Source organism: Azospirillum brasilense, assembly GCF_001315015.1.
GTDB lineage: Bacteria > Pseudomonadota > Alphaproteobacteria > Azospirillales > Azospirillaceae > Azospirillum > Azospirillum brasilense.
Genome location: NZ_CP012914.1, coordinates 296,632 through 317,043 on the forward strand (window position 1 = coordinate 296,632; position 20,412 = coordinate 317,043).

At 69.8% G+C, this 20,412-nt stretch carries 25 protein-coding genes and 1 tRNA gene; 6 read left to right on the forward strand and 20 right to left on the reverse strand.

Annotation, left to right across the window (positions count from 1 at the left end; genetic code table 11):
- Positions 1–133: 133 nt before the first annotated feature.
- Genes ccmI through AMK58_RS01435 form a run of 7 tightly spaced genes read right to left on the reverse strand, consistent with a single transcriptional unit; the run spans position 134 to position 6,085 of the window.
- The gene (ccmI, locus tag AMK58_RS01405) at positions 134–1,582 is read right to left on the reverse strand and encodes a c-type cytochrome biogenesis protein CcmI (protein WP_035669858.1); all 1,449 of its coding nucleotides are present in this window, start codon (positions 1,580–1,582) and stop codon (positions 134–136) included.
- Positions 1,582–2,070 carry a cytochrome c-type biogenesis protein gene (locus AMK58_RS01410; RefSeq protein WP_059398514.1) on the reverse strand — a complete coding sequence of 163 codons (489 nt, stop codon included), beginning with the start codon at positions 2,068–2,070 and terminating at the stop codon, positions 1,582–1,584. The genes ccmI and AMK58_RS01410 overlap by 1 nt, the downstream gene beginning before the upstream one ends.
- A complete protein-coding gene (locus AMK58_RS01415) occupies positions 2,067–2,603 on the reverse strand; it encodes a DsbE family thiol:disulfide interchange protein (protein ID WP_014238694.1) in 537 nt (178 codons plus the stop codon). Before AMK58_RS01415 ends, AMK58_RS01410 begins: the two co-directional genes overlap by 4 nt.
- 13 nt (positions 2,604–2,616) lie before the next feature.
- Positions 2,617–4,608, reverse strand: coding sequence for a heme lyase CcmF/NrfE family subunit (locus AMK58_RS01420; protein ID WP_035669744.1), 1,992 nt, complete (start codon positions 4,606–4,608; stop codon positions 2,617–2,619).
- Positions 4,609–4,663: 55 nt separating this feature from the next.
- The gene (gene ccmE, locus AMK58_RS01425; protein ID WP_035669742.1) at positions 4,664–5,119 is read right to left on the reverse strand and encodes a cytochrome c maturation protein CcmE; all 456 of its coding nucleotides are present in this window, start codon (positions 5,117–5,119) and stop codon (positions 4,664–4,666) included.
- A complete protein-coding gene (gene ccmD / locus AMK58_RS01430; RefSeq protein ID WP_035669739.1) occupies positions 5,116–5,334 on the reverse strand; it encodes a heme exporter protein CcmD in 219 nt (72 codons plus the stop codon). The genes ccmE and ccmD overlap by 4 nt, the downstream gene beginning before the upstream one ends.
- A 31-nt stretch (positions 5,335–5,365) precedes the next feature.
- Complete coding sequence (locus AMK58_RS01435) at positions 5,366–6,085, reverse strand: heme ABC transporter permease (RefSeq protein WP_014238690.1); 720 nt, start codon at positions 6,083–6,085, stop codon at positions 5,366–5,368.
- A gap of 310 nt (positions 6,086–6,395) precedes the next feature.
- On the opposite strand from AMK58_RS01435, the gene gcvA reads away from it, so the two are divergent.
- Together gcvA and AMK58_RS01445 are read left to right on the forward strand one after the other, a co-directional pair.
- A complete protein-coding gene (gene gcvA, locus AMK58_RS01440) occupies positions 6,396–7,292 on the forward strand; it encodes a transcriptional regulator GcvA (protein WP_035669736.1) in 897 nt (298 codons plus the stop codon).
- 107 nt (positions 7,293–7,399) lie between these two features.
- Positions 7,400–7,594, forward strand: a complete 195-nt coding sequence (locus AMK58_RS01445) for a DUF1127 domain-containing protein (RefSeq protein WP_035669733.1) — start codon at positions 7,400–7,402, stop codon at positions 7,592–7,594.
- A gap of 10 nt (positions 7,595–7,604) precedes the next feature.
- Here AMK58_RS01445 and AMK58_RS01450 read toward each other — a convergent pair whose 3' ends face one another.
- The gene (locus AMK58_RS01450; RefSeq protein WP_035669855.1) at positions 7,605–8,078 is read right to left on the reverse strand and encodes a low molecular weight protein-tyrosine-phosphatase; all 474 of its coding nucleotides are present in this window, start codon (positions 8,076–8,078) and stop codon (positions 7,605–7,607) included.
- Positions 8,079–8,160: 82 nt separating this feature from the next.
- On the opposite strand from AMK58_RS01450, the gene cobB reads away from it, so the two are divergent.
- Together cobB and AMK58_RS01460 are read left to right on the forward strand one after the other, a co-directional pair.
- Positions 8,161–8,892, forward strand: a complete 732-nt coding sequence (gene cobB / locus AMK58_RS01455; RefSeq protein ID WP_051140001.1) for a Sir2 family NAD+-dependent deacetylase — start codon at positions 8,161–8,163, stop codon at positions 8,890–8,892.
- Positions 8,889–9,488 (forward strand): uracil-DNA glycosylase family protein, encoded by a 600-nt coding sequence (locus AMK58_RS01460; protein WP_035669730.1) that lies wholly within the window; start codon positions 8,889–8,891, stop codon positions 9,486–9,488. The genes cobB and AMK58_RS01460 overlap by 4 nt, the downstream gene beginning before the upstream one ends.
- A 1-nt stretch (position 9,489) precedes the next feature.
- Here the strand turns inward: AMK58_RS01460 and AMK58_RS01465 are convergent, their stop codons facing one another.
- A complete protein-coding gene (locus tag AMK58_RS01465) occupies positions 9,490–9,843 on the reverse strand; it encodes a metallopeptidase family protein (RefSeq protein WP_014238669.1) in 354 nt (117 codons plus the stop codon).
- A 224-nt stretch (positions 9,844–10,067) separates the two neighbouring features.
- Between AMK58_RS01465 and AMK58_RS01470 the strand changes: the two genes are divergently transcribed.
- Positions 10,068–10,370 carry a 4a-hydroxytetrahydrobiopterin dehydratase gene (locus tag AMK58_RS01470; protein ID WP_014238670.1) on the forward strand — a complete coding sequence of 101 codons (303 nt, stop codon included), beginning with the start codon at positions 10,068–10,070 and terminating at the stop codon, positions 10,368–10,370.
- A 21-nt stretch (positions 10,371–10,391) separates the two neighbouring features.
- Here the strand turns inward: AMK58_RS01470 and modD are convergent, their stop codons facing one another.
- Genes modD through AMK58_RS01495 form a run of 5 tightly spaced genes read right to left on the reverse strand, consistent with a single transcriptional unit; the run spans position 10,392 to position 13,769 of the window.
- Positions 10,392–11,219 carry a ModD protein gene (modD, locus tag AMK58_RS01475; protein WP_035669722.1) on the reverse strand — a complete coding sequence of 276 codons (828 nt, stop codon included), beginning with the start codon at positions 11,217–11,219 and terminating at the stop codon, positions 10,392–10,394.
- Between the two features lie 19 nt (positions 11,220–11,238).
- Positions 11,239–12,228 carry a magnesium transporter CorA family protein gene (locus AMK58_RS01480; protein WP_035669719.1) on the reverse strand — a complete coding sequence of 330 codons (990 nt, stop codon included), beginning with the start codon at positions 12,226–12,228 and terminating at the stop codon, positions 11,239–11,241.
- Positions 12,225–13,133: a bifunctional methylenetetrahydrofolate dehydrogenase/methenyltetrahydrofolate cyclohydrolase FolD gene (folD, locus tag AMK58_RS01485; protein WP_035669716.1), complete on the reverse strand. Its 909-nt coding sequence runs from the start codon at positions 13,131–13,133 to the stop codon at positions 12,225–12,227. The genes AMK58_RS01480 and folD overlap by 4 nt, the downstream gene beginning before the upstream one ends.
- Entirely contained in the window at positions 13,126–13,485 is a 360-nt protein-coding gene (locus AMK58_RS01490) for a DUF167 domain-containing protein (RefSeq protein ID WP_035669713.1), read from the reverse strand. Before AMK58_RS01490 ends, folD begins: the two co-directional genes overlap by 8 nt.
- Positions 13,485–13,769 carry a YggT family protein gene (locus tag AMK58_RS01495; RefSeq protein WP_014238675.1) on the reverse strand — a complete coding sequence of 95 codons (285 nt, stop codon included), beginning with the start codon at positions 13,767–13,769 and terminating at the stop codon, positions 13,485–13,487. The genes AMK58_RS01490 and AMK58_RS01495 overlap by 1 nt, the downstream gene beginning before the upstream one ends.
- Before the next feature lie 206 nt (positions 13,770–13,975).
- Between AMK58_RS01495 and AMK58_RS01500 the strand changes: the two genes are divergently transcribed.
- Positions 13,976–14,051 (forward strand) — tRNA-Ala (locus tag AMK58_RS01500).
- A 141-nt stretch (positions 14,052–14,192) separates the two neighbouring features.
- Here AMK58_RS01500 and AMK58_RS01505 read toward each other — a convergent pair.
- The 6 genes from AMK58_RS01505 to AMK58_RS01530 all read right to left on the reverse strand — a co-directional run bounded on the left by AMK58_RS01505 (position 14,193) and on the right by AMK58_RS01530 (position 20,384).
- The gene (locus AMK58_RS01505) at positions 14,193–15,230 is read right to left on the reverse strand and encodes a DMT family transporter (protein ID WP_035669711.1); all 1,038 of its coding nucleotides are present in this window, start codon (positions 15,228–15,230) and stop codon (positions 14,193–14,195) included.
- Between the two features lie 83 nt (positions 15,231–15,313).
- Positions 15,314–16,003 carry an ABC transporter permease gene (locus AMK58_RS01510; protein WP_035669708.1) on the reverse strand — a complete coding sequence of 230 codons (690 nt, stop codon included), beginning with the start codon at positions 16,001–16,003 and terminating at the stop codon, positions 15,314–15,316.
- A 3-nt stretch (positions 16,004–16,006) separates the two neighbouring features.
- Positions 16,007–16,711, reverse strand: coding sequence for an ABC transporter permease (locus AMK58_RS01515; protein WP_035669705.1), 705 nt, complete (start codon positions 16,709–16,711; stop codon positions 16,007–16,009).
- Between the two features lie 68 nt (positions 16,712–16,779).
- On the reverse strand, positions 16,780–17,613 hold the full coding sequence (locus AMK58_RS01520) for a transporter substrate-binding domain-containing protein (RefSeq protein ID WP_035669702.1): 834 nt from the start codon (positions 17,611–17,613) through the stop codon (positions 16,780–16,782).
- 121 nt (positions 17,614–17,734) lie between these two features.
- Positions 17,735–18,541, reverse strand: coding sequence for an ABC transporter ATP-binding protein (locus tag AMK58_RS01525; RefSeq protein ID WP_035669699.1), 807 nt, complete (start codon positions 18,539–18,541; stop codon positions 17,735–17,737).
- A 163-nt stretch (positions 18,542–18,704) separates the two neighbouring features.
- Positions 18,705–20,384, reverse strand: coding sequence for a putative transporter (locus AMK58_RS01530; protein WP_104675362.1), 1,680 nt, complete (start codon positions 20,382–20,384; stop codon positions 18,705–18,707).
- Positions 20,385–20,412: the final 28 nt, after the last annotated feature.

Consider the following 20,412-nt stretch of genomic DNA (forward strand, 5'->3'; position numbering starts at 1 on the left):
TGGGTGGGCAATCGGTTGCGTCCCTGGCGGATCGGCTTGCGGGTGGCGCGTTCCGTTCGGGCGCGCCACCCCAGCGTGCAACGCCATCCTGCTCTTCAGGCGCACCGGGTTGCAAGAGACATTCGAAAGACGCTCAGCCCCCGGCCTTCAGCGAGTCGAGGCGGGCGCGAATCAGCGTGTATTCCGGCTCCTCCGGCTTGAACTGGGCCAGCAGGCGGGTCCACAGATCGGTGGCCTCCGTGGTCTGGCCGATGCCCGCGGCGTTCAGGCCGAGCAGCCAGAGCGCGTCGCGGTTGTCGGGCTCGGCCGCCAGCGCCTGACGGAGCGAGGCGACGGCCTCCTCCGGCATCGGGCCGGGCTTGCTGCTCCGCGGCTCCGCCGACAGCAGGGCGGAGGCGTAGGCGACCAGCACGTCGGGCCGCTGGGGGGCGCGTTCCCGCGCCTTGCGGGCGGCGTCGATGGCCTTCGCCGACTCGCCCATCACGCCGTAGGAGCGCGACAGCCGCAGCCAGCCGTCCACGTCGTCCGGGTTGGCCTCCAGCCGGGCGGCCAGACCGTCGACCATGCCGCGGATCATCTGCTGCTGGTCCTCGCCCTCGGTCTGGCCCTGCGCCTGACCCTGGCCCTGACCCTGGTTTTGGGCGACCGGCGGCTGTTGCTGGGCGGGCAGCGGTTCCGGCGTCACCTTGGCCGGGTCGAGGTTCAGCGCCTTGGCGGCCTCCGCGATCTGCGTCCGGACGATCGGCACCCAGGGCGCGTCGGCGTGGGACTCGGCGAGCAGGGCGCTCCAGCGCTCCAGCGCGTCCTTGCTGTCGCCGGCCTGGAAGCGGGCCAGCGCGGCGTAGAAGCGGGCGCGCGGCTCCGTCGGGTCCTTCGCCAGCACGCGGTCGAAGGTCTTGCGGGCCTCGTCCGGCACGGTGCCGCCGTTGGCCGAGATCAGAACCTCGCCATAGCTGCCGAGAAGCTCCAGATCGTCGCCGGCCAGGGCCACCGCCTTGCCCAGCGCGTCGGCGGCCTCGGGCAGGCGGCCCATCTTGGCGTAGGCCTGGCCGAGGATGGCCCAGCCCTGCGGGTCGTCGGGGGTCTCGGCGAGCTGGGCCTTCAGCTTGTCCATCGCCGCCAGCACGTTCTTCGGCGGCCCGCCGCGCTCATGGTCGAGATTGCGCGAGGCCAGCGGCTGGGCCGGCAGCTCGGGACGGCCCAGCTTGCCATAGACGGCCAGCGTGCCGAGCGGCAGCAGGACGGCCAGCAGGGCGGCCAGCGCCATGGCGCTGCGCGGGGTGCGGGCGGCGGTGGGCTTGCCCTTCTTCGCGTCCTTCGCCCCATTCTTCACTGGGCCCTTGCCGCGGTCGGCGATGGCCAGCATGCGGCGGCCGATCTCGGCGCGGGCGGCGGCGGCCTGCGCCTCGCTGATCAGGCCGCGGCCCTGGTCGCGCTCCAGCTCGCCCAGCTGGTCGCGGTAGACCTCCAGGTCGTAGGCGGCGCGCTCCTCGGCGGCGCCCTCGGGCTTCCTCAGCAGCGGCGGCACGATCAGCAGCACCACGGCCGCCGTCAGGGCGGCGGCGACGATCCAGAACAGCATCAGGCTTTGTCCTTGCGGAGCAGGGCGTCCAGGCGCCGCCGCTCGTCCTCGGTCAGCGGGGCGGTGTCGCCGCCCGCGGTCATCGGGCCATCGGCGGCAGCCCCCTTCCGCCCGCGCAGGTACAGGGCCGTCACGACGCCGCCGATGGCCAGGATCACGAAGGGGCCGATCCACAGGAACAGCGTCGTCGCCTTGAAGGGCGGGCGCAGCAGCACATAGTCGCCGTAGCGGTCGGTGACGAAGCTCAGCACCTGCTGGTTGCTGTCGCCGGCGGTCAGCCGCTCGCGGACCAGCACGCGCAGGTCGCGGGCGAGCGGCGCGTTGGAATCGTCGATCGACTGGTTCTGGCAGACGAGGCAGCGCAGGTCCTTGCTGATCTCCCGCGCACGGCCCTCCAGCGCCGGGTCCTTCAGCACCTCGTCGGGCTGGACGGCGGAGGCGGCGACCGGGGTCAACGCCAGCAGGACGGCGAGAAGGAGGGCTCTCACGACGCGCTCCGCAGATGCTTGACCATGGGCAGGATCTGCTCCTCGACCACCTGCGGGGTCAGGGGGCCGACATGCTTGAAGCGGATGCGGCCCTGGCGGTCGAGCAGGAAGGTCTCCGGCACGCCGTAGACGCCCCAGTCGATGGACACGCGGCCGTCCAGGTCGACGCCGATGCTGGCGTAGGGATCGCCGTTGCGGTTCAGCCAGGCGATGGCGTCCTCCGCCTTGTCCTTGTGGTTGATGCCGCGCACCGTCACGCCCTGCTCGCGGGCGAGCCGGGTGATGATCGGGTGCTCGGCCTTGCAGGGGATGCACCAGGAGGCGAAGACGTTCACCAGCGTGACGTCGCCCTTCAGCGTCGCGTTGGACAGCCCTTCCTTGTGGCCCGGCAGCGGCGGCAGCGAGAATTCCGGCGCCGGCTTGTCGATCAGGGCGGAGGGAATGTCGCGCGGGTCGCGGTCGAACCCGCGCAGGAAGGCCACGCCGACACCGACGAACAGCAGCAGCGGCAACAGATAGATCAGGCGGCGCATCGGAAGCGTGTCCTTACTCGGCGGGCTGAAGATTGCCCTTGGCGGCGCGGCGGCGCTCCGGGGCGCCGACGCGGAAGCGGCGGTCGGACAGGCTGACCAGCCCGCCCAGCATCATCCCCAGCGAGCCGATCCAGATCCACGGCACCAGCGGGTGATGGTACAGCCGCACGGTCCAGGCCGTGCCGTTCTGCGTCGGGTCGCCCAGCGCCACGTAGACGTCGGACAGCCAGGTGGTGTGGATCGCCGCCTCGGTCGTCGTCATGCGGGTGACCGGGTAGCTGCGGCGCTGCGGCGTCAGGGTGGCGATGGTCTTGCCGTCGCGGGTGACGGTGAAGACGCCCTGCTCGGCGCTGTAGTTCGGCCCCTGCACCGCGCCGACGCGATCGAAGTGAACGGCGTAGGCGCCGACCGTGGCGTTGTCGCCCGGCTTCATCGCCTTGATCGTCTCGCTCTGCCAGGCCGAGGTGCCGGTCATGCCGGCGATGGCGATGCCCATGGAGGCGTGGGCGATGGTCATCCCCCAGGCGCTGCGCGGCAGGTTGACCGCGCGGTTCCAGCTGTCCTTGACCGGGATGCGGAACAGGCGGATGCGCTCGGCGAACTCGGCGATCGAGCCGAAGAAGGCCCAGGCGGCGAGCGCGACCCCGACCAGCGCCAGCAGCGGCCCGCCGCCGTTGGTGACGTAGGCGGCGATGGCGACGCAGGCCACGGTCGCCACGCCGGCCGTCCACAGCCGGGTCAGGGCGCCCAGCAGGTCGGCGCGCTTCCAGGCCAGGAAGGGACCGATCACCATGGCGATCACCATCGGGATGGCGACCGGGATGAAGGTGGCGTTGAAGAAGGGCGGGCCGACCGACACCTTGCCGAGGTCGAGCACGTCGAGGAACAGCGGGTAGAGCGTGCCGATGAACACCGTCGCCGTCGCGGTGGACAGCAGCAGGTTGTTCAGCACCAGCGAGCCCTCGCGGCTGACCGGGGCGAACAGGCCGCCGGTCTTCAGGCTGGGCGCCCGCACGGAGTAGAGCAGCAGCGAGCCGCCGGTGGCGATCGCCAGCAGGACCAGGATGAAGACGCCGCGCGCCGGGTCCACCGCGAAGGCGTGGACCGAGGTCAGGATGCCCGAGCGCACCAGGAAGGTGCCCATCAGCGACAGCGAGAAGGTGATGATCGCCAGCAGGATGGTCCAGGTCTTCAGCGCGTCGCGCTTCTCCACCACGATGGCGGAGTGCAGCAGCGCGGTGCCGGCCAGCCAGGGCATGAAGGAGGCGTTCTCGACCGGGTCCCAGTACCACCAGCCGCCCCAGCCCAGCTCGTAATAGGCCCACCAGGAGCCGAGCGCGATGCCGGCGGTCAGCGTCGACCAGGCGGCCAGCGTCCAGGGCCGCACCCAGCGCGCCCAGGCCGGGTCGACGCGCCCCTCGATCAGGGCGGCGACCGCGAAGGAGAAGGCGATGGAGAAACCGACATAGCCCGCGTAGAGGAAGGGCGGGTGGAAGGCGAGGCCGGGGTCCTGCAACAGCGGGTTCAGGTCGTTGCCGTCGAGCGGCGCCGGCACCACGCGCAGGAAGGGGTTCGACGTGATCAGGATGAACAGCAGGAAGCCGACGCCGATCATGCCCTGGACGGAGATGACGCGGGCCTTCAGCGAGGGCGGCAGGTTGCGCCCGAAGATGCCGACGGCCGCGCCGAACGCCGTCAGCATGACGACCCACAGCATCATCGAGCCTTCGTGGTTCCCCCACACGCCCGACACCTTGTAGAGCATCGGCTTCATCGAGTGGCTGTTCTGGACCACGTTCGACACGCTGAAGTCCGACACCACATGGGCCCAGGTCAGGGCGCCGTAGGCGACCAGCACCAGCAGCAACTGCGCGATGGCGGCGGGGCGGGCGACGCCCATCCAGGCGGCGTTGCCGGTGGCGGCACCCACCAGGGGGACGCCGGACTGCACCAGCGCCACGAACAGCGCCAGCACCAGCGCGTAATGGCCGAGTTCGGGAATCACGGGCCCGATGCTCCCTAAAAGAACGGAATGAGGAGGAGTGGAGAAGCCGCCAGCGTCACGAGCTGGGCTTCTGCTCCTTCGAGTTCGCCTTGAAGTGCTCCGCCTCCTTCAACGCGGCGGCGACCTCCGGCGGCATGTAGTTCTCGTCGTGCTTGGCCAGCACCTCGCGCGCCTGGAAGACGCCGTTGATCATGCGGCCTTCCGTGATGACGCCCTGACCCTCGCGGAACAGGTCGGGAAGCTGGCCGCGGTAGCTGACGGCGACGGTGTGCACCGTGTCGGTGACGCGGAACCGCGTCGTCACCCCGTCGGGCATCTTGCTGACGCTGCCCTCCTCGACGAGGCCGCCCAGGCGGAAGTTGCGGTCGCCGATGTCCTGGGTCTGCAACTGCGTGGGGCTGAAGAAGAAGACGATGTTGTCCTCGAACGCCGTCAGCGTCAGGGCGGTGGCCGCGCCAAGGCCCAGCAGGGCGAGGCCCAGCATGTAGAGGCGCCGTTTCTTGCGGGTCATCCTTCACCAACCTCCGCCGCGGGCGACGCCGCGGCTCCGTTGCGCGCCCGGCGCCGCCGCGGCGGGCGGCTGCCTTCCAGCGCCTTCAGGGTCGTCTCGGCGCCGCGCAGCGCCTTCAGCGTGGCGACCAGCAGGCCGACCATCACCAGCGCCGCCAGCGCGTAGGACGACCAGACATACGCGGCGTAGCCGCCCATCGCGAAAAACTCTGCCATCCTTGCCTCCGGCCCCGCCTGTTCCCGTGCCTCAGCCCTGCGCCTCGGTCAGGCGCATCGTCTGGATCTTGCGTTGCACGATCTCCGCCCGCAGGCGCAGCAGGACCACCGTGATGAAGTAGGCGGTGAAGCCCAGCGCCATGACCAGCAGCGGGACCAGCATGGACCCGTCGATGGTCGGCCCGCCCATGCGGATGACGCTGGCCGGCTGGTGCAGGGTGTTCCACCAGTCCACCGAGAATTTGATGATCGGCACGTTCACGATGCCGACGAGAAGCAGCACGTTGCCCGCCCGCGTCCCGCGCTGCGGGTCGTCGAAGGCGTTCACCAGCGCCATGTAGCCGAGATAGAGGAAGAACAGGATCAGCACGCTGGTCAGCCGCGCGTCCCACACCCACCACGTCCCCCACATCGGCGCGCCCCACAGCGAGCCGGTGACGAGGCAGATGAAGGTGAAGCCGGCGCCGACCGGGGCGGCCGCCTTGGCGAACAGGTCGGCCAACGGGTGCTTCCACACCAGCCCGCAGGCGGCGGCGATGGCCATGTTGACGTAGACGAACAGGCTCATCCAGGCGGCGGGCACATGGATGTACATGATCCGCACGGTGTCGCCCTGCTGATAGTCGCGGGGCGAGCCGATCAGCGCGACGTAGAGCCCGACGATCAGCAGGATCACGGTCGCCCCCGCCGTCCAGGGCAGGATCGCCGCCGACAGGCGCTGGAAGCGGGCAGGATTTGCAAATCGATGCATAGGACCTATGGGCCTCTGGTCGTGCTGCGGACGATATAAGCTCAGTGATGCCCCAGCGCGAGGGGTTTCGCCTTGATCTTGGTCAGGAAACATGGCCGCACACCGTGGTGTTTTCAGGACGGTGCGGCGGCCTGTCGCACTGACGGTACGACGGGTTGACGCGGCCTTTCCATGCTACGTTGGTGCAGGGCGGGTGAAAAAGTCCGTGCGGACCGGGAAGCCGGGGGAGGGGAGGGGCGAGGGCCCATCGGCACCAACGGTTGGACATCCACTTGCGGCCCATCCGCAAGCACCGCAGACTGCGCGGGCCATGGCCTACCGACTGCCACCCCTGAACACCCTGCGCCTGTTCGAAGCCGCCGGCCGCCACCAGAGCTTCAAGGCGGCGGCGGAGGAACTGCACCTGACTCCCAGCGCGGTCAGCCACGGCATCCAGACGCTGGAGGAGTGGCTGGGGGTGGAGCTGTTCCTGCGCGGCAACCGCAGCCTGTCGCTGACCCCCGCCGGCCACGCCTATCTGCCCCGAGTCCGTGAAGCGCTGCAATCGCTGGCGCTGGCGACGGAGAGCGTGCCGGGCCGCGCGCCCAGCGGAAGGCTGTCGGTCAGCGCCGCCCCGACCTTCGCCCTGCGCTGGCTGATTCCCCGCCTGCCCGCCTTCCAGGAGCGTCACCCCGCGATCACGGTGGCGCTGGACACCGCCCACCGGGTGGTCGAGTTCCCCCGCGACGGCATCGACGCCGGCATCCGGCTGGGCCGCGGCGACTGGCCCGGTCTGGCCGCGCTGAAGCTGATGGAGGAGGACCTTGTTCCGGTGGCCGCACCCGCCCTGGCGGCGCGCATCGCCTGCCCCGCCGACCTCGCCACCGTCCCGCTGCTCCACGTCGCCGATGTTTCGGAGGACTGGACCGCCTGGGCCGCGGCCGCGGGCTTGCCCCCGTCGGCGCTGGACGACGGGCTGAAGCGCGGGTTGCGGCTGGACGCCATCCACATGGCGGTGGACGCTGCGGTGCGTGGGCTGGGCGTCATCATCGGACGGCGCCCGACCGTCGACCCGGAACTGGCGTCCGGCCAGCTGGTCGAGGTGATGGGGCCGCGTCTGCGCGCGAAAAGCGCCTATTGGCTGGTCACCGCCCAGGACAGCCTGCGCCGCCCGGAGGTCGCCGCCTTCCGGGCGTGGATGCGGGCGGAGTTCGCCCAGGGGCAATGAGCCGCTTCGGGTGAAATCCGCTCACCCGACAATGAAAAGGTCCCGTTTGCCGGAGCGGCGGGGACGGCCTGATGCTGGTGCCTCTTCGCACCCGCTGGAGGCCAACCATGACACTGCACGTCTTCCCCCGCACCGGGCCGCCACAGGCCCGCCTCCGCACCCTGCTGGCCTGGATCGCCCGCACCCGGGAGGAGCGCCGCCAGCGCGCCGAACTGCTGTCCCTGTCCGATCACGAGTTGCGGGACATCGGCATCACCCGCTACGACGCCCTCACCGAGGCGCGCAAAGGGCTATGGCGGTGAAGCTCGCGGTTTACAGATGGTCCCGCCGGATCGCCTCCAGCAGCCCCTTCGCCCCGGCCTCGCAGAGGTCCAGCACCTCGGTGAAGTGCAGCCCCTCGCCGTAATAGGGATCGGGCACCTCGCGCTTCGGCGCGTCGGGGGCATAGTCGAGGAACAGGGCAACCGTCGCCCGGCTGTCCGCCGGGGCCATGCGCCGCAACTGCGCCAGATGCCCGCCGTCCATCGCCAGGATGTAATCGAAGTCGGCGAAGTCCGCCGTGGTCACCTTGCGGGCGCGCAGGTCCGACAGATCCACCCCGCGGTCCTTGGCGGCGCGCCGGCTGCGCGGGTCGGGCGCCTCCCCCACATGATAGCTGTGGGTGCCCGCCGAATCGGTGCCGATGCGGCCCGCCAAACCGGCTTGCCGAACCCGGTCGCGGAACACACCTTCCGCGGTGGGCGACCGGCAGATGTTGCCCGTGCACACGAACAGGACCTTGACCATCCCGGTCTCCTCCTCTTTGGTTTGGGTCATTGTTTTCCGCAACCGAGATCTAGCAGCCGTTCCCTGAGCCCGCCAAGCCGCCATGACCATCGCCAATCATCTCAAACCGACCGACTCCATCGTCATCCTGACCGGGGCCGGCATTTCCAAGGAATCCGGCCTGGACACCTTCCGCTGCGCCGACGGCATCTGGGCCAAGGTCGATCTGGAGGACGTCGCCACGCCGGAGGGCTTTGCCCGCGACCCGGTGCTGGTCCACCGCTTCTACAACGACCGGCGGCGGGGCCTGCGCGACCCCGCGGTGCAGCCGAACGCCGCCCATCGGGCGTTGGCCGAGCTGGAGCGTCGCTGGAAAGGCGACCTGCTGCTGGTCACCCAGAACATCGACGACCTGCACGAGCGCGCCGGGTCGCACACGCTGATCCACATGCATGGGGAGCTGAACGCGGTCTTCTGCCGCCACTGCCGCAGCAAGGTGGAGAACTGGACCCACGACCTGTCGGTGGAGGACGTTTGCCCGTCCTGCGCCCGCAAGGGCGGCATGCGCCCCGACGTGGTGTGGTTCGGCGAGATGCCCTACCAGATGGAGCGGATCTACCGCGCGCTGGGCGCCTGCGACCTGTTCGTGTCCATCGGCACCTCCGGCAACGTCTACCCCGCCGCCGGCTTCGTGGCCGAGGCGCGCAACGCCGGCGCCATGACGGTGGAGCTGAACCTGGAACCGTCGGCAGGCGCCAGCCTGTTCGCGGACTCCGTCAACGGCCCGGCGACCGAGCTGGTCCCGGCCTTCGTGAGCGAGCTGTTGAGCCTTTGAGCGGTGACCTGGAGAGCCTGTTCGAACAGGCCCGCGCCTGCCGGCTGTGCGCGGGGGTGTTGCCGCACGGCTGCCGTCCGGTGCTGCGCGGCAGCCAGTCCGCCCGCCTGCTGATCGTCGGGCAGGCGCCGGGCGCGCGGGTGCACGCCAGCGGCATTCCCTGGAACGACCCGTCCGGCGACCGGCTGCGCCAGTGGCTGGCCATGGACCGCGCGGCCTTCTACGACGAGAGCCGGATCGCCATCGTCCCCATGGGGCTCTGCTACCCCGGCACGGCGCCGAAGGGCGGCGATTACCCGCCGCGCCCGGAATGCGCTCCGCTCTGGCACCCGCCGCTGCGCGCCGCCCTGACCGGGGTGCGGCTGACCCTGCTGGTCGGCAGCTACGCCCAGGCCCATTATCTGGGAAACCGCCGCCGGCGGACGATGACCGACACGGTGGCGGCGTGGCGGGATTACCTGCCGGAGTACCTGCCCCTGCCACACCCGAGCTGGCGCAACACCGCCTGGCTGAAGAAGAACCCCTGGTTCGACGCGGAGCTGGTGCCCGCGCTCCGCCGCCGCGTGGCGGGCGCCCTGGGCGCCCTGGACGGCTGACTCACCCCTCCATGGCCTCGATGCGCTCCATATCCTCGTCCGACAGGCCGAAATGGTGGCCGATCTCGTGGATCAGGACGTGGCGGACGATGGCGAACAGGTCCTCGCCCGTCTCGCACCAGTAGTCCAGGATCGGGCGGCGGTAGAGGAAGATCATGTCCGGCCCGCTGCGCAGGTCGGCGACGCTCTGCCGCGTCATATCGACGCCCCGATAGAGGCCGAGCAGATCGAAGGGGCTTTCCAGCTCCATCTCGCGCTCGGTCTCCTCGTCGGGGAAATCCTCGACATGGATCGACAGATTGGCGATGGGAGCCAGGAGTTCCCGCGGAATCGTCTCCAGCGCGTCCTCGGCCATCCGCTCGAGGTCGGGGGTGGAGGGGGGAACGGTATGGGTGTGTGCCGGTTTGCGCATCATACCGGTGAAGGTAGCGTTGCTTGCCGCCCAGGCCAAGCGGCGCTAAACCGGAAGGCGGACCGGAACACCGATTTGATCCACAATCGATCCGTGTCCGTTACGCCTGCACAGGCCAACCAAGTTCAGGCCAACCAAGTTCAGGCCAACCAACAACGGGGGAAGGAATGTCGGACAAGCTGGTGGGTGCCAAGCGGCAGACCGCGCTGAAGGAACTGCATGGCTGGGCGGAGGTGCTGGAGCGCGACGCGATCCGCAAGACCTACCATTTTCCCGACTTCCCCGCCGCCTGGGGCTTCATGAGCCAAGTCGCCCTGCTGGCGGAGCGGACGAACCACCATCCGGAATGGTTCAACGACATGGGCCGGGTGGAGATCATCCTGTGCACCCGCAGCGCCGACGGCCTGACCCAGGCCGACGTCGATTTCGCCCACCGGGTGGACCAGATCGCCCCGAACCGCGACCGCTGATCCTCGCGCGCCTGGAGGGCGTCACGCCGGTTCCAGAACCACCTTCACATCCGCCGGGCGCCCGAAGAAGGGGGCGGTGGTGACCAGCAGCGGGCAGCCGGCGGCGGCGTAGGCCGCCGCGTTGTCCTCCGTCACCCCACCCGCCGCCGCGACGACCGGCGGGTGCGGCAGGCCGCGCGTCGCCTCGACCACGGCGCGGGCCTCCTCCGGCGGGCGCTTCTCCAGTTGCAGCACGTCGGCCCCGGCCTGGGCGAAGGCGATGGCGTCCGCCACCGTGTCGACCTCCACCACGATCTTCTTTTCCGGCGCCCGGCGGCGCAGGTCGGCAATCCAGGTCTCCGGCGATCCGGACAGGAAGGCGCGGTGTTCGGGGAAGACCAGGATCGTTTCCGACAGGCCCAGCCGGTGCATCACCGCTCCGCCGGCCAGCACCGCCTTGACCGACAGGTCCTTGGCGCCGGGGAAGTTCTTGCGGGTGCAGGCGACGGTCACGCCGGGGGCGGCCTCCACGATGCGGCGGGCGCGGGAGGCGATGCCGGAGGCGTATTCGACCAGCGTCTGCGCCACCTTCCAGCCGCGGTGCAGGGCACCCGCCGGGCCGTGCCCCTCCAGAAAGGGGACCCCGGCCTCCACCGCCGTGCCGCTGGGCCGGACGGACGTCACCGTGCCGCCGGCCTTCTCGATCAGGCGGGCGGCTTCCTCCGTCCCGGCCAGCACCATGGCGCCGCGCGCCGTGAACCGGATGCGCGCCGGGGCGGCGGCGATGCCCAGCGAGTCGGTGGTCAGGTCGCCGTAGGGAACGTCCTGGGCGAGAAGCGCGTCGAGCGCGGCATCGGACAGGACGAGCATCGGCGGTTCCCTTTTCCGGTTAAAGCCACCCGCGGCGGCGGAAGTACCAGAGCGGCACGACGGCGGAGAGCACCATCATCACGATGGCCATGGGATAGCCGAAGTCCCAGTCCAGCTCGGGCATGTGGTGGAAGTTCATGCCGTAGGCCGACGCGATCAGGGTCGGCGGCATCAGCGCCACGGACACGACCGAGAAGATCTTGATGATCGCGTTCTGCTCGATGTTGATCAGGCCGAGCGTGGCGTCGAGCAGGAAGTTCGCCTCGTGCGCCAGGAAGCCGGCGTGCTCGTTCAGGGACCGCAGGTCGCGCGTCAGCGTCTTCAGCGCGGCCTTCTGCTCCTTGGTCAGCCGCCCGGCGGCGACGGAGGAGAGGAAGGCGACCAGCCGGTCCAGCCCGGCGAGGCTGTCACGCACCTTGTGCGTCAGGTCGCCGGCCCGCCCGATGCCGCGCAGCACGTCCTGCAGCTCGTCCGGCTTCTTGGAGCTTCCGACCCCCTTGCTGTTCAGCGAGTCGGTGAAGATGCGCGCGGACAGCCCGTCGATGCGGGCGCCGATCAGCTCCAGCACGTCGGCCACCCGGTCGATCACCGCGTCCAGGATGCCCAGCAGCGCGTCCTCGGCGCTGGCCAGAAGCTCCGGCTGGCGGCTGGTCCGCGCGGCGAAGGTGGCGACGGAGCGCGGCTCGGTGAAGCGCACCGTGATCATGTGCCGGGGGGTCAGGACGAAGGTGACCTCGCCCTGCTCCGGCATCGGCGAATCGGCCCGCGCGATCACCGAGGAGGTGAGGTAGACGGCCTCCCCCTCGGTGTAGAGCTGGCTCGACGCCTCGATTTCCTTCATTTCCTCGCGCGTCGGCAGATCGCAGCCGGTGACGGCGCCGACATGCGCGCGCTCCGCCTCGTCGGGACGGAGAAGATCGATCCACACCGTGTTGGGCGGCAGCGGCTCTCCGAGGGCGAGCGGCTGCTCGACCACGCGGCCGCCCACCCGGGCGTGGACCGTGATCATGCAAGGGCCTCGGCGGGGACCGGAGCGCCGGCGGCGCGGCAGGCGGCGGCCAGCGTGTTCAGCATCAGGCAGGCGATGGTCATCGGCCCGACGCCGCCCGGCACCGGGGTGATGGCGCCGGCGACCTTGACCGCCTCGTCGTAGGCGACGTCGCCGACCAGCTTCGTCTTGCCCGGCTCGGTCGGGTGCGGCACGCGGTTGATGCCGACGTCGATGACCACGGCGCCCGGCTTGATCCAGTCGCCGCGCACCATCTCCGGACGGCCCACCGCGGCGACCAGGATGTCGGCGCAGCGGCATTCGCCGGGCAGGTCCTGGGTGCGGGAATGGGCGACGGTGACCGTGCAGTCCTGCTGGAGCAGAAGCTGTGCCATCGGCTTGCCGACGATGTTGGAGCGGCCCAGCACCAGCGCCCGCTTGCCCTTCAGGTCGGCGCCCAGCGTGTCGCGGAGCAGCAGCAGGCTGCCCAGCGGGGTGCAGGGCACGATGGCGCCGGGGCTGCCGGTCGCCAGCAGGCCGGCGTTGACGACGTGGAAGCCGTCCGCATCCTTTTCCGGGACGATGCGGGCCAGAACCTTCTGGGTGTCGATGTGCTTGGGCAGGGGAAGCTGGACCAGGATGCCGTGCACCGCCGGGTCGGCGTTCAGCCGGTCGATCAGGGCCAGCAGCTCCGCCTCGCCGAGGTCAGCCGGCATGTGGTGGTCGAAGCTGTTCATGCCGAGATCGGCCAGGGCCTTCTCCTTGGACCGGACATAGACCTGGCTCGCCGGGTCCTCGCCCACCAGCACGACGGCGAGACCGGGGGTGACGCCGTGGCTGGCCTTGAGCGCGGCCACACCCTCCGCCACGCGGGCGCGCAGCCCCGCGGCGAACGCCTTGCCGTCGATGATCTTCGCCTCAGCCATCGCTCTTCCCCGTATCAGGCTTTGCTGTTTCCACCAGCGCCGTCAACCGGCGCATCAGGTCGGCCGGATCGCCGGCCACATGGACAATCTTGTTCCGGTCGGTGGCGCCGGCCACCACCGTCAGGCTGGTCTTGGGCAGTTTCCACGCCTTGGCCAGCAGCTTCACCACCGCCTCGTTCGCCTTGCCGTTCTCCGGCACGGCGGTGACGGTCACCTTCAGGGCCGTTCCTCCGGACGCGGTGGCGGCCAGCCCGGCGATGGCGTTGCGCGACGCCTTGGGCGTCACCCGCAGCGCCAGCCGGACACCATCCGCCACGGCTTCGAAGGGAGCGGCTTCCGAAGGTCCCGGCATCAGAAGCGCGGCCAGTATTCCGCCATCAGGTTACGGATGAAGAAGATCAGCAGGATCAGCGCGATCGGCGACAGGTCCAGGCCGCCCATGTTCGGCAGGACGCGGCGGATCGGGCGCAGGACCGGTTCCGTGATGCGGTAGAGGAAGTCGCCGATGACATAGACCGCGCGGTTGCGGGTGTTGACGACGTTGAAGGCCACCAGCCAGCTCAGCACCGCCGAAGCGATGAGCAGCCACACATAGAGGCTGAGAACGGTGTCGATCAGCAGGTAGAGCGCAATCATGCCCGGCCCGTCCCTTTATTGTCCGATTTTGCGGGGCACCCTAAGCACAAGCGGCGAGTGCTGTCCAGTGCCGCGCGGCGGGCCGCCACCATCCCCCTGCCATGCCCTTGCGCGCAACCGCCGATGCCCGCCATCGGGCGCGTTCAGAGGGCTTGACAGGCTCCCTCCGCATCACCATTATCCGCCGCACGCCGGTGACGGTGTGTGGGGCCGTAGCTCAGCTGGGAGAGCGACGCGTTCGCAATGCGTAGGTCGGGAGTTCGATCCTCCTCGGCTCCACCAATCACTCCCAAGACAGTGTTGCGACACAGAAATTCGCCCGGAAGCGGCGGAATTCCCCGCGGTGTGACACCGCCCTGTCGCACGCGGCGTCGGCCGAATCATCCCATTCTTTTTAAAACGTCCGTCGATCCGGCCCAAGCCTCAGTGCCTGTGCACGTGGTGGGCATCCGGAAAATGGGCATGCCGGTGCCGCAGGCGCACGTGACGATGCCGGTGGGTGTGCGGCTCGGTCACCGGGCCATCGTGATGGTGCCGGTGATGCTCATCATGAACATGCGGATGGTCGTGCTCCATCTCGTCATGGTCGTGTTCGTGGTCGTGGTCCTCGGTCAGGTGCAGCCAAACGCCGAGTCCCATCAGGGTCGCTGCCACGGCCAGCCCGACCGTCAGCGGCTCTCCGAAGATCGCCAGGGAGGCGATGCCCCCGACGAAGGGGGCCGTCGAGAAATAGGCCCCGGTGCGGGCGGCGCCGATGTGGCGCAGGGCGACCACGAACAGCACGAGGCTGACGCCGTAGCCGAGCAGCCCGACCAGCATCGCCGCCGCCGCGGTCGGCGCGGCAGGCAGACCATCGCCGAGCGCCAGGGCGATCCCGACATTGACGGTGCCGGCCACCAGCCCCTTGATCGTGGCGATGTCCGCCGGGTCGGCCAGCGACACCTTTCGGGTCAGGTTGTTGTCCACCGCCCACATCAGACAGGCGGCGGCGACCGCGGCCGGTCCCCAACCGCCGTCCAGGCTGACCGGTCCGCCCCAGGACAGCACGACCGCCCCCGCCACGATGGCGATCATGCCCGCGACGAGCCGCCGGTCGACGCCCTCGCGGAAGACGAACCAGGCCAGCAGGGCGGTGAACACTCCCTCCAGATTGAGCAGCAGCGAGGCGGTCGATGCCGGCGTCGCGGTCAGGCCGGCCATCAGCAGCACCGGCCCGGCGACTCCCCCGGCAGCGACGGCGGCCAGCAGCCAGAGCCACTCGGCGCCGCGGAGGCCGCGTTCGCCACGTTTTCGCGACCCTGTCAGCAGACGGACCAGCCCCAGCCCGATGCCGGAGCCGAGATAGAGCAGGCCCGCCAGCATCCAGGGAGACAGGTCGTGGACCAGCAGCTTCGCCAGCGGCGTGCTGAGGCCGAAAAGGACCGCGGCCAGGATGGCGGTCGTCGCGCCGGTTCGGGGCATGGGAGCCTCGCACGCCTGTTGAGTGGGGCAAACCTTGCCCCCACCCTAACCCTCCCCCGCTCTCGCAGGGGAGGGGATGAAGGCTACCCCCGCGCCCGCAGGTAGGGGGTCATGCGCCACTCCGCGTAGCGGATCAGGCGCGAGGCGATGAAGTTCAGCAGCAGATAGATGCTGCCCGCCACGATGAACACCTCGAACACCGCGAAGCTCTGCGCGATGATCTTGCGGGCAATGCCGGTGATCTCCAGCAGCGTGATGGTGCTGGCGAGCGAGCTGGCCTTGACCATCAGGATCACCTCGTTGCCGTAGGCCGGCAGCATCTGGCGGATCGCCACCGGCATCACGATCCGGCGGAACAGCAGCGTGCGCGACATGCCGCAGGCCCGCGCCGCCTCGATCTGCCCCTGCGGCACCGACAGGATGGCGCCGCGCAGGATCTCGCTGGTGTAGGCGCCGGTGTTCAGCGTCAGCGCCAGGATCGCGCACCAGAAGGGCTCGCGCAGGTAGATCCAGAGGAAGCTGCTGCGCACCAGCTCGAACTGGCCCATGCCGTAATAGATCAGGAAGATCTGCACGAGCAGCGGCGTGCCGCGGAAGACGAAGACGTAGGCGGCCATCAGCCGCTCGGTGACGCGGTTGCCGTAGAGCCGCAGCAGCGCCACCGCGAAGGCAACGCCCGCGCCGAACAGCAGCGCCAGCCCGACCAGCTGCAGGGTCACCGGAACGCCGCGCAGGAGGGTGGGCACGCTGTCCCACATCAGTTCCCAGTTCATGGGTCAGGCCCTCCGCACGCCGCGATTGGCGTAGCGCTCCGCCCGCTCGAACGCCACCGTGGAGACGGTGGTGAGCAGGAGGTAGAGCACCGCCGCGGTGGTGTAGAACAGGAACGGCTGGCGGGTCGACCCCGCCGCCACATGCGACACGCGCATGATCTCGGCCAGCGCCGTCACGGAGATCAGCGCCGTGTCCTTCAGGGTGAGCTGCCAGACGTTGCCCAGCCCCGGCAGGGCGTAGCGCAGCGTCTGCGGCACCAGGATGCGGCGCAGGATCAGCCAGCGCGACATGCCGCAGGCGCGCGCCGCCTCGATCTGGCCGTGGGGCACCGCCTGGACCGCGCCGCGGATCACCTCCGTCGAATAGGCGCCGGAGATCAGCCCGACCGCCAGCACGCCGATGGAGAAGGCGTTCAGCTCGATGTAGCCCTCGTAGCCGAAGACCCGGCCGACGGCCATGACCGCGCCGCTGCCGCCGAAGAACAGCAGGTAGATGACCAGCAGTTCGGGGACGCCGCGGACGACGGTGGTGTAGACCTCTGCGATGCCGGTGAGGGCGAGGTTGCGGCTGAGCTTCGCCGACGCGCCGAGCGAGCCGAAGACGAGGCCGAGGACGAAGGCCGACACCGACACGGCGACCGTCATCGCGGCCCCGCCGAGAAGCTGGCCGCCCCACCCGTTCGGGCCGAAGGAGAGAAGTTCGAACATGGGCTCCGAACCGGGTTCCCCTCCCCCCGCGACGGAGGAGAGGGGGACATCCCATTAAGTGATGGGCTTTACTTGATCGAGATGTCGTAGCCGAAGTGCTGGGTGCTCAGCTTCGTGATGGTGCCGTCCTGGTTGGCCTCGGCGATGGCCTTGTTGAACAGTTCCTTCAGGTCGCCGTCGGCCTTGCGCAGGCCCACGCCCACGCCCTTGCCCAGCACGCCGCGCGCGAAGGCCGGGCCGAACAGGGTCATGTTGCCGGCATCCGTCTTGATGATGGCGTCCACCGCGGAACGGTCGCCGAAGATGGCGTCGACGCGGCCGGCGGCCATGTCGATGCCGGCGTTGTCCAGCTTGTCGTAGGTGCGGACCGACACCTGCGGCAGAAGCTGCTCCATGAAATTCGCCTGGATGGTCGAGGTCTGGACGCCCACCGTCTTGCCCTTCAGCGCGTCGGCCAAGGCGGCGATGGCGGCCTTCGGGTCGTCCTTGGACAGGTCGTAGCGCTCGCCGGGGAACGTGACCTTGGTCAGCGGCGAGGCCTTCATGGTGCCGAACATCGACGGCTCGGTGCCGTAGGGCCCGGCGAAGGCGATGACCTTCTCACGCTCGTCGGTGATCGACATCGCCGCCATGATGGCGTCGTACTTGCCCTGCTGGATGGCCGGGATCATGCCGTCCCAATCCTGGGCGACGATCTCGCACTCGGCCTTCATCTTCTTGCAGAGTTCCATGGCGAGGTCCGGCTCGAAGCCGACCAGCTTGCCCGACGGGTCCGTCGCGTTCCAGGGGGCGTAGGCGCCCTCGGTGGCGATGCGGATCTTCTTCCAGTCCTTGGCCTCGGCGGCGGTGCCGGCGACCGCCACGATGGCGCCGAGCGCCAGCGCCGCAACGATCTTCTTCACGGGAAAACCTCCTCTGTTCTGATGCCCTTATGGATGGCTCTTATGCTCGGGCAGGCTCTGAGGTTTACGGTTTTACAGCGCCAGTCAAGGGAATTGATCGGGCCGTCCCCGCGCGACCGATTCAGCCGCCGCCGGACAGGTGGCGCGACAGGAACTGTCGCACGCGGTCCGTTTCCGGATTGACCAGAACCCGGTCGGGCGGCCCCCGCTCCTCGATGCGGCCCTGGTGGAGGAACACCACCTCCGACGCGACCTCGCGGGCGAAGCCCATCTCGTGCGTCACCAGAATCATGGTGTTGCCCTCTTCGGCGAGCTGGCGGATGACCAGCAGCACCTCGCCCACCAATTCAGGGTCGAGCGCGGAGGTCGGCTCATCGAACAGCATCACCTTGGGCTGCATGGCCAGCGCGCGGGCGATCGCGGCGCGCTGCTGCTGCCCGCCGGACAGCTGCACCGGGTAGGACTCGGCCTTGGCCAGGATGCCGACCTTGTCCAGCAGCTTGCGGGCGCGGTCCACCGCCTCCGCCTTCGGGACGCCCAGCACATGGACCGGCGCCTCGATGACGTTCTCCAGGATGGTCATGTGGGTCCAGAGGTTGAAGCTCTGGAACACCATGCCGAGCCGGGTGCGGATGCGGTCCACCTGACGGGAGTCGGCGGGGACGGTCTGGCCGCCGCGCGCCTTTTTCAGGCCGATGGCCTCGCCGCCGATGACGATCCGCCCCTCGTCCGGCACCTCCAGCATGTTGATGCAGCGCAGAAGCGTGCTCTTGCCGGAGCCGGAGGAGCCGATCAGCGTGATGACGTCGCCTTCGCGCGCGGTCAGGGAGACGCCCTTCAGCACCTCCAGCGGACCGAAGCGCTTGTGGACATTCTCGACGAGGACGGCTTCGGGGGCGTTGGGATTCGTGGGCGGGTGTCGGTGCATGCGGGGCTTGTCGGCGGCGAGCGGGGGCGGGGAGCGGGGCGGGGAACGGTCTGGACCGCCCAACCCTGGACGGTGCCGCTAGGCTAGACCGCCGGACAAACTCCCGCAACGCGGATTTTACAGGTTTGGGGCAACCGCGCGACGGGGTAAGCCAGCGGGTTTTTCACCACAGCATCAGCACCAGAAGCTGCGGCGCCAGGATGCGCAGGCACATGGCCAGCGGGTAGACGGTGGCGTAGGCCAGCGCCGGCGCCTCCGACGCGACCACGGCGTTGGCGTAGGCAAGGCCCGGCGGGTTGGTCTGCGCCCCGGCCAGCACGCCGCAGATGCTGAGGAAGTTCAGCTTCATCATTCCGCGCGCCAGCAGCCCGGTCAGCAACAGCGGCACCAGCGTGACCAGCACGCCCCAGGCCATCCAGGGCAGCCCGGCGCCGCTCGCCATCGTCTCCACGAAGCGGTCGCCCGACGCGATGCCCAGCACGGCGAGGAACAGGACGATGCCGATCTCGCGCAGGGCGAGGTTGGCGGCGGGCGGCATGAACCAGACCAGCGGCCCGATGTGGCCGATGCGCGCCAGCACGATGGCGACGATCAGCGGCCCGCCGGCCATGCCCAGCCGCAAGGGCGCCGGCATGCCCGGCAGGAACAGCGGGATGGCGCCCAGCAGCGCCCCCAGCGTGATGCCGACGAAGACCGGGATCATCTCCACCGTCTGCAGCCGCCGTTCCGAGTTGCCGATGATGCAGGCGGCCGCCTTGAGGTCGTCGGGCTTGCCGATCACCGTCAGGATGTCGCCGAACTGCAGCTTCAGCGCGGCGTTGGGCACCAGCTCCACGCCGGCGCGGTTGACGCGGCTGACCACCACGTCGCACGCCCCCTTCAGGTTCAGCGCGGCGATGGACTTGCCCAGCACCGGGTTGGCGGTGACGACGATGCGCTCCCACCGCAGGTCGCTGCCCTTGGTGGTCAGCCGGACGTCGGCCTCCCGCCCCATCAGCAGGCGGACCTGCTCCAGCCTCGGGCGCGGGCCGACGACGTGCAGCACGTCGCCCTCCTCCAGCCGCGTGTCTTCGCCGGGCACGCGGAGTTGGCCGCCGCGCAGCAGCCGCGACGCGCAGACCCCCAGGCTCGGCAGCAGGGTCAGGTCGCCCAGCCGCACCCCGCGCAGGGCCGGGTTGGTGACGGCGATGTCCATGGTGTCGAGCGCCGCGACCTCGGCGCGCCGGGCGGCCTCGAAGGCCCTGGCCTCCTCCTGCGGGTCGATGCGGAAGACGATCCGCACCGCCGCCATGGCCAGCAGGTTGCCGGCGATGCCGAAGGGATAGGTGACGGCGAAGGCCAGGCCGGGCAGGGCCATCACCGCGGCGTCGGCCCCGACCTCCTTCAGCACCTGCTGCGAGGCGGCCAGCGCCGGGGCGTTGGTCACCCCGCCCGCGAAGACGCCAAGGCCGGAGCCCAGCGGCACGAGGTCGAACAGCACCAGAACCGCGGTCAGCAGGATGCTCGACCCGACCATCAGCAGCGCCAGACCGTTCAGCGCCAGCCCGGACTTCTTCAGCGCCGCGAAGAAACCGGGGCCGACCTGGATGCCGATGGTGTAGACGAACAGGATCAGGCCGAAGTCGCGGATGAACTCCATCATCTCGGCGTTCAGCGTCACTCCCGCCTGCTTGGCGAAATGGCCGACCGCGATCCCCGCGAACAGCACGCCGCCGATGCCCAGCCCCACGCCGCGCAGCTTTATGTGGCCGAGCGCCAGCCCGAGGGCCGAGGTGATGCCCAGCATGAACACCACGCGCGCGATCGGCGGCATGGCCAGGAAGAGGTCGATGAGCGCGTGCATGGCCGCGTCTCCTCACGCGAGGACAGAC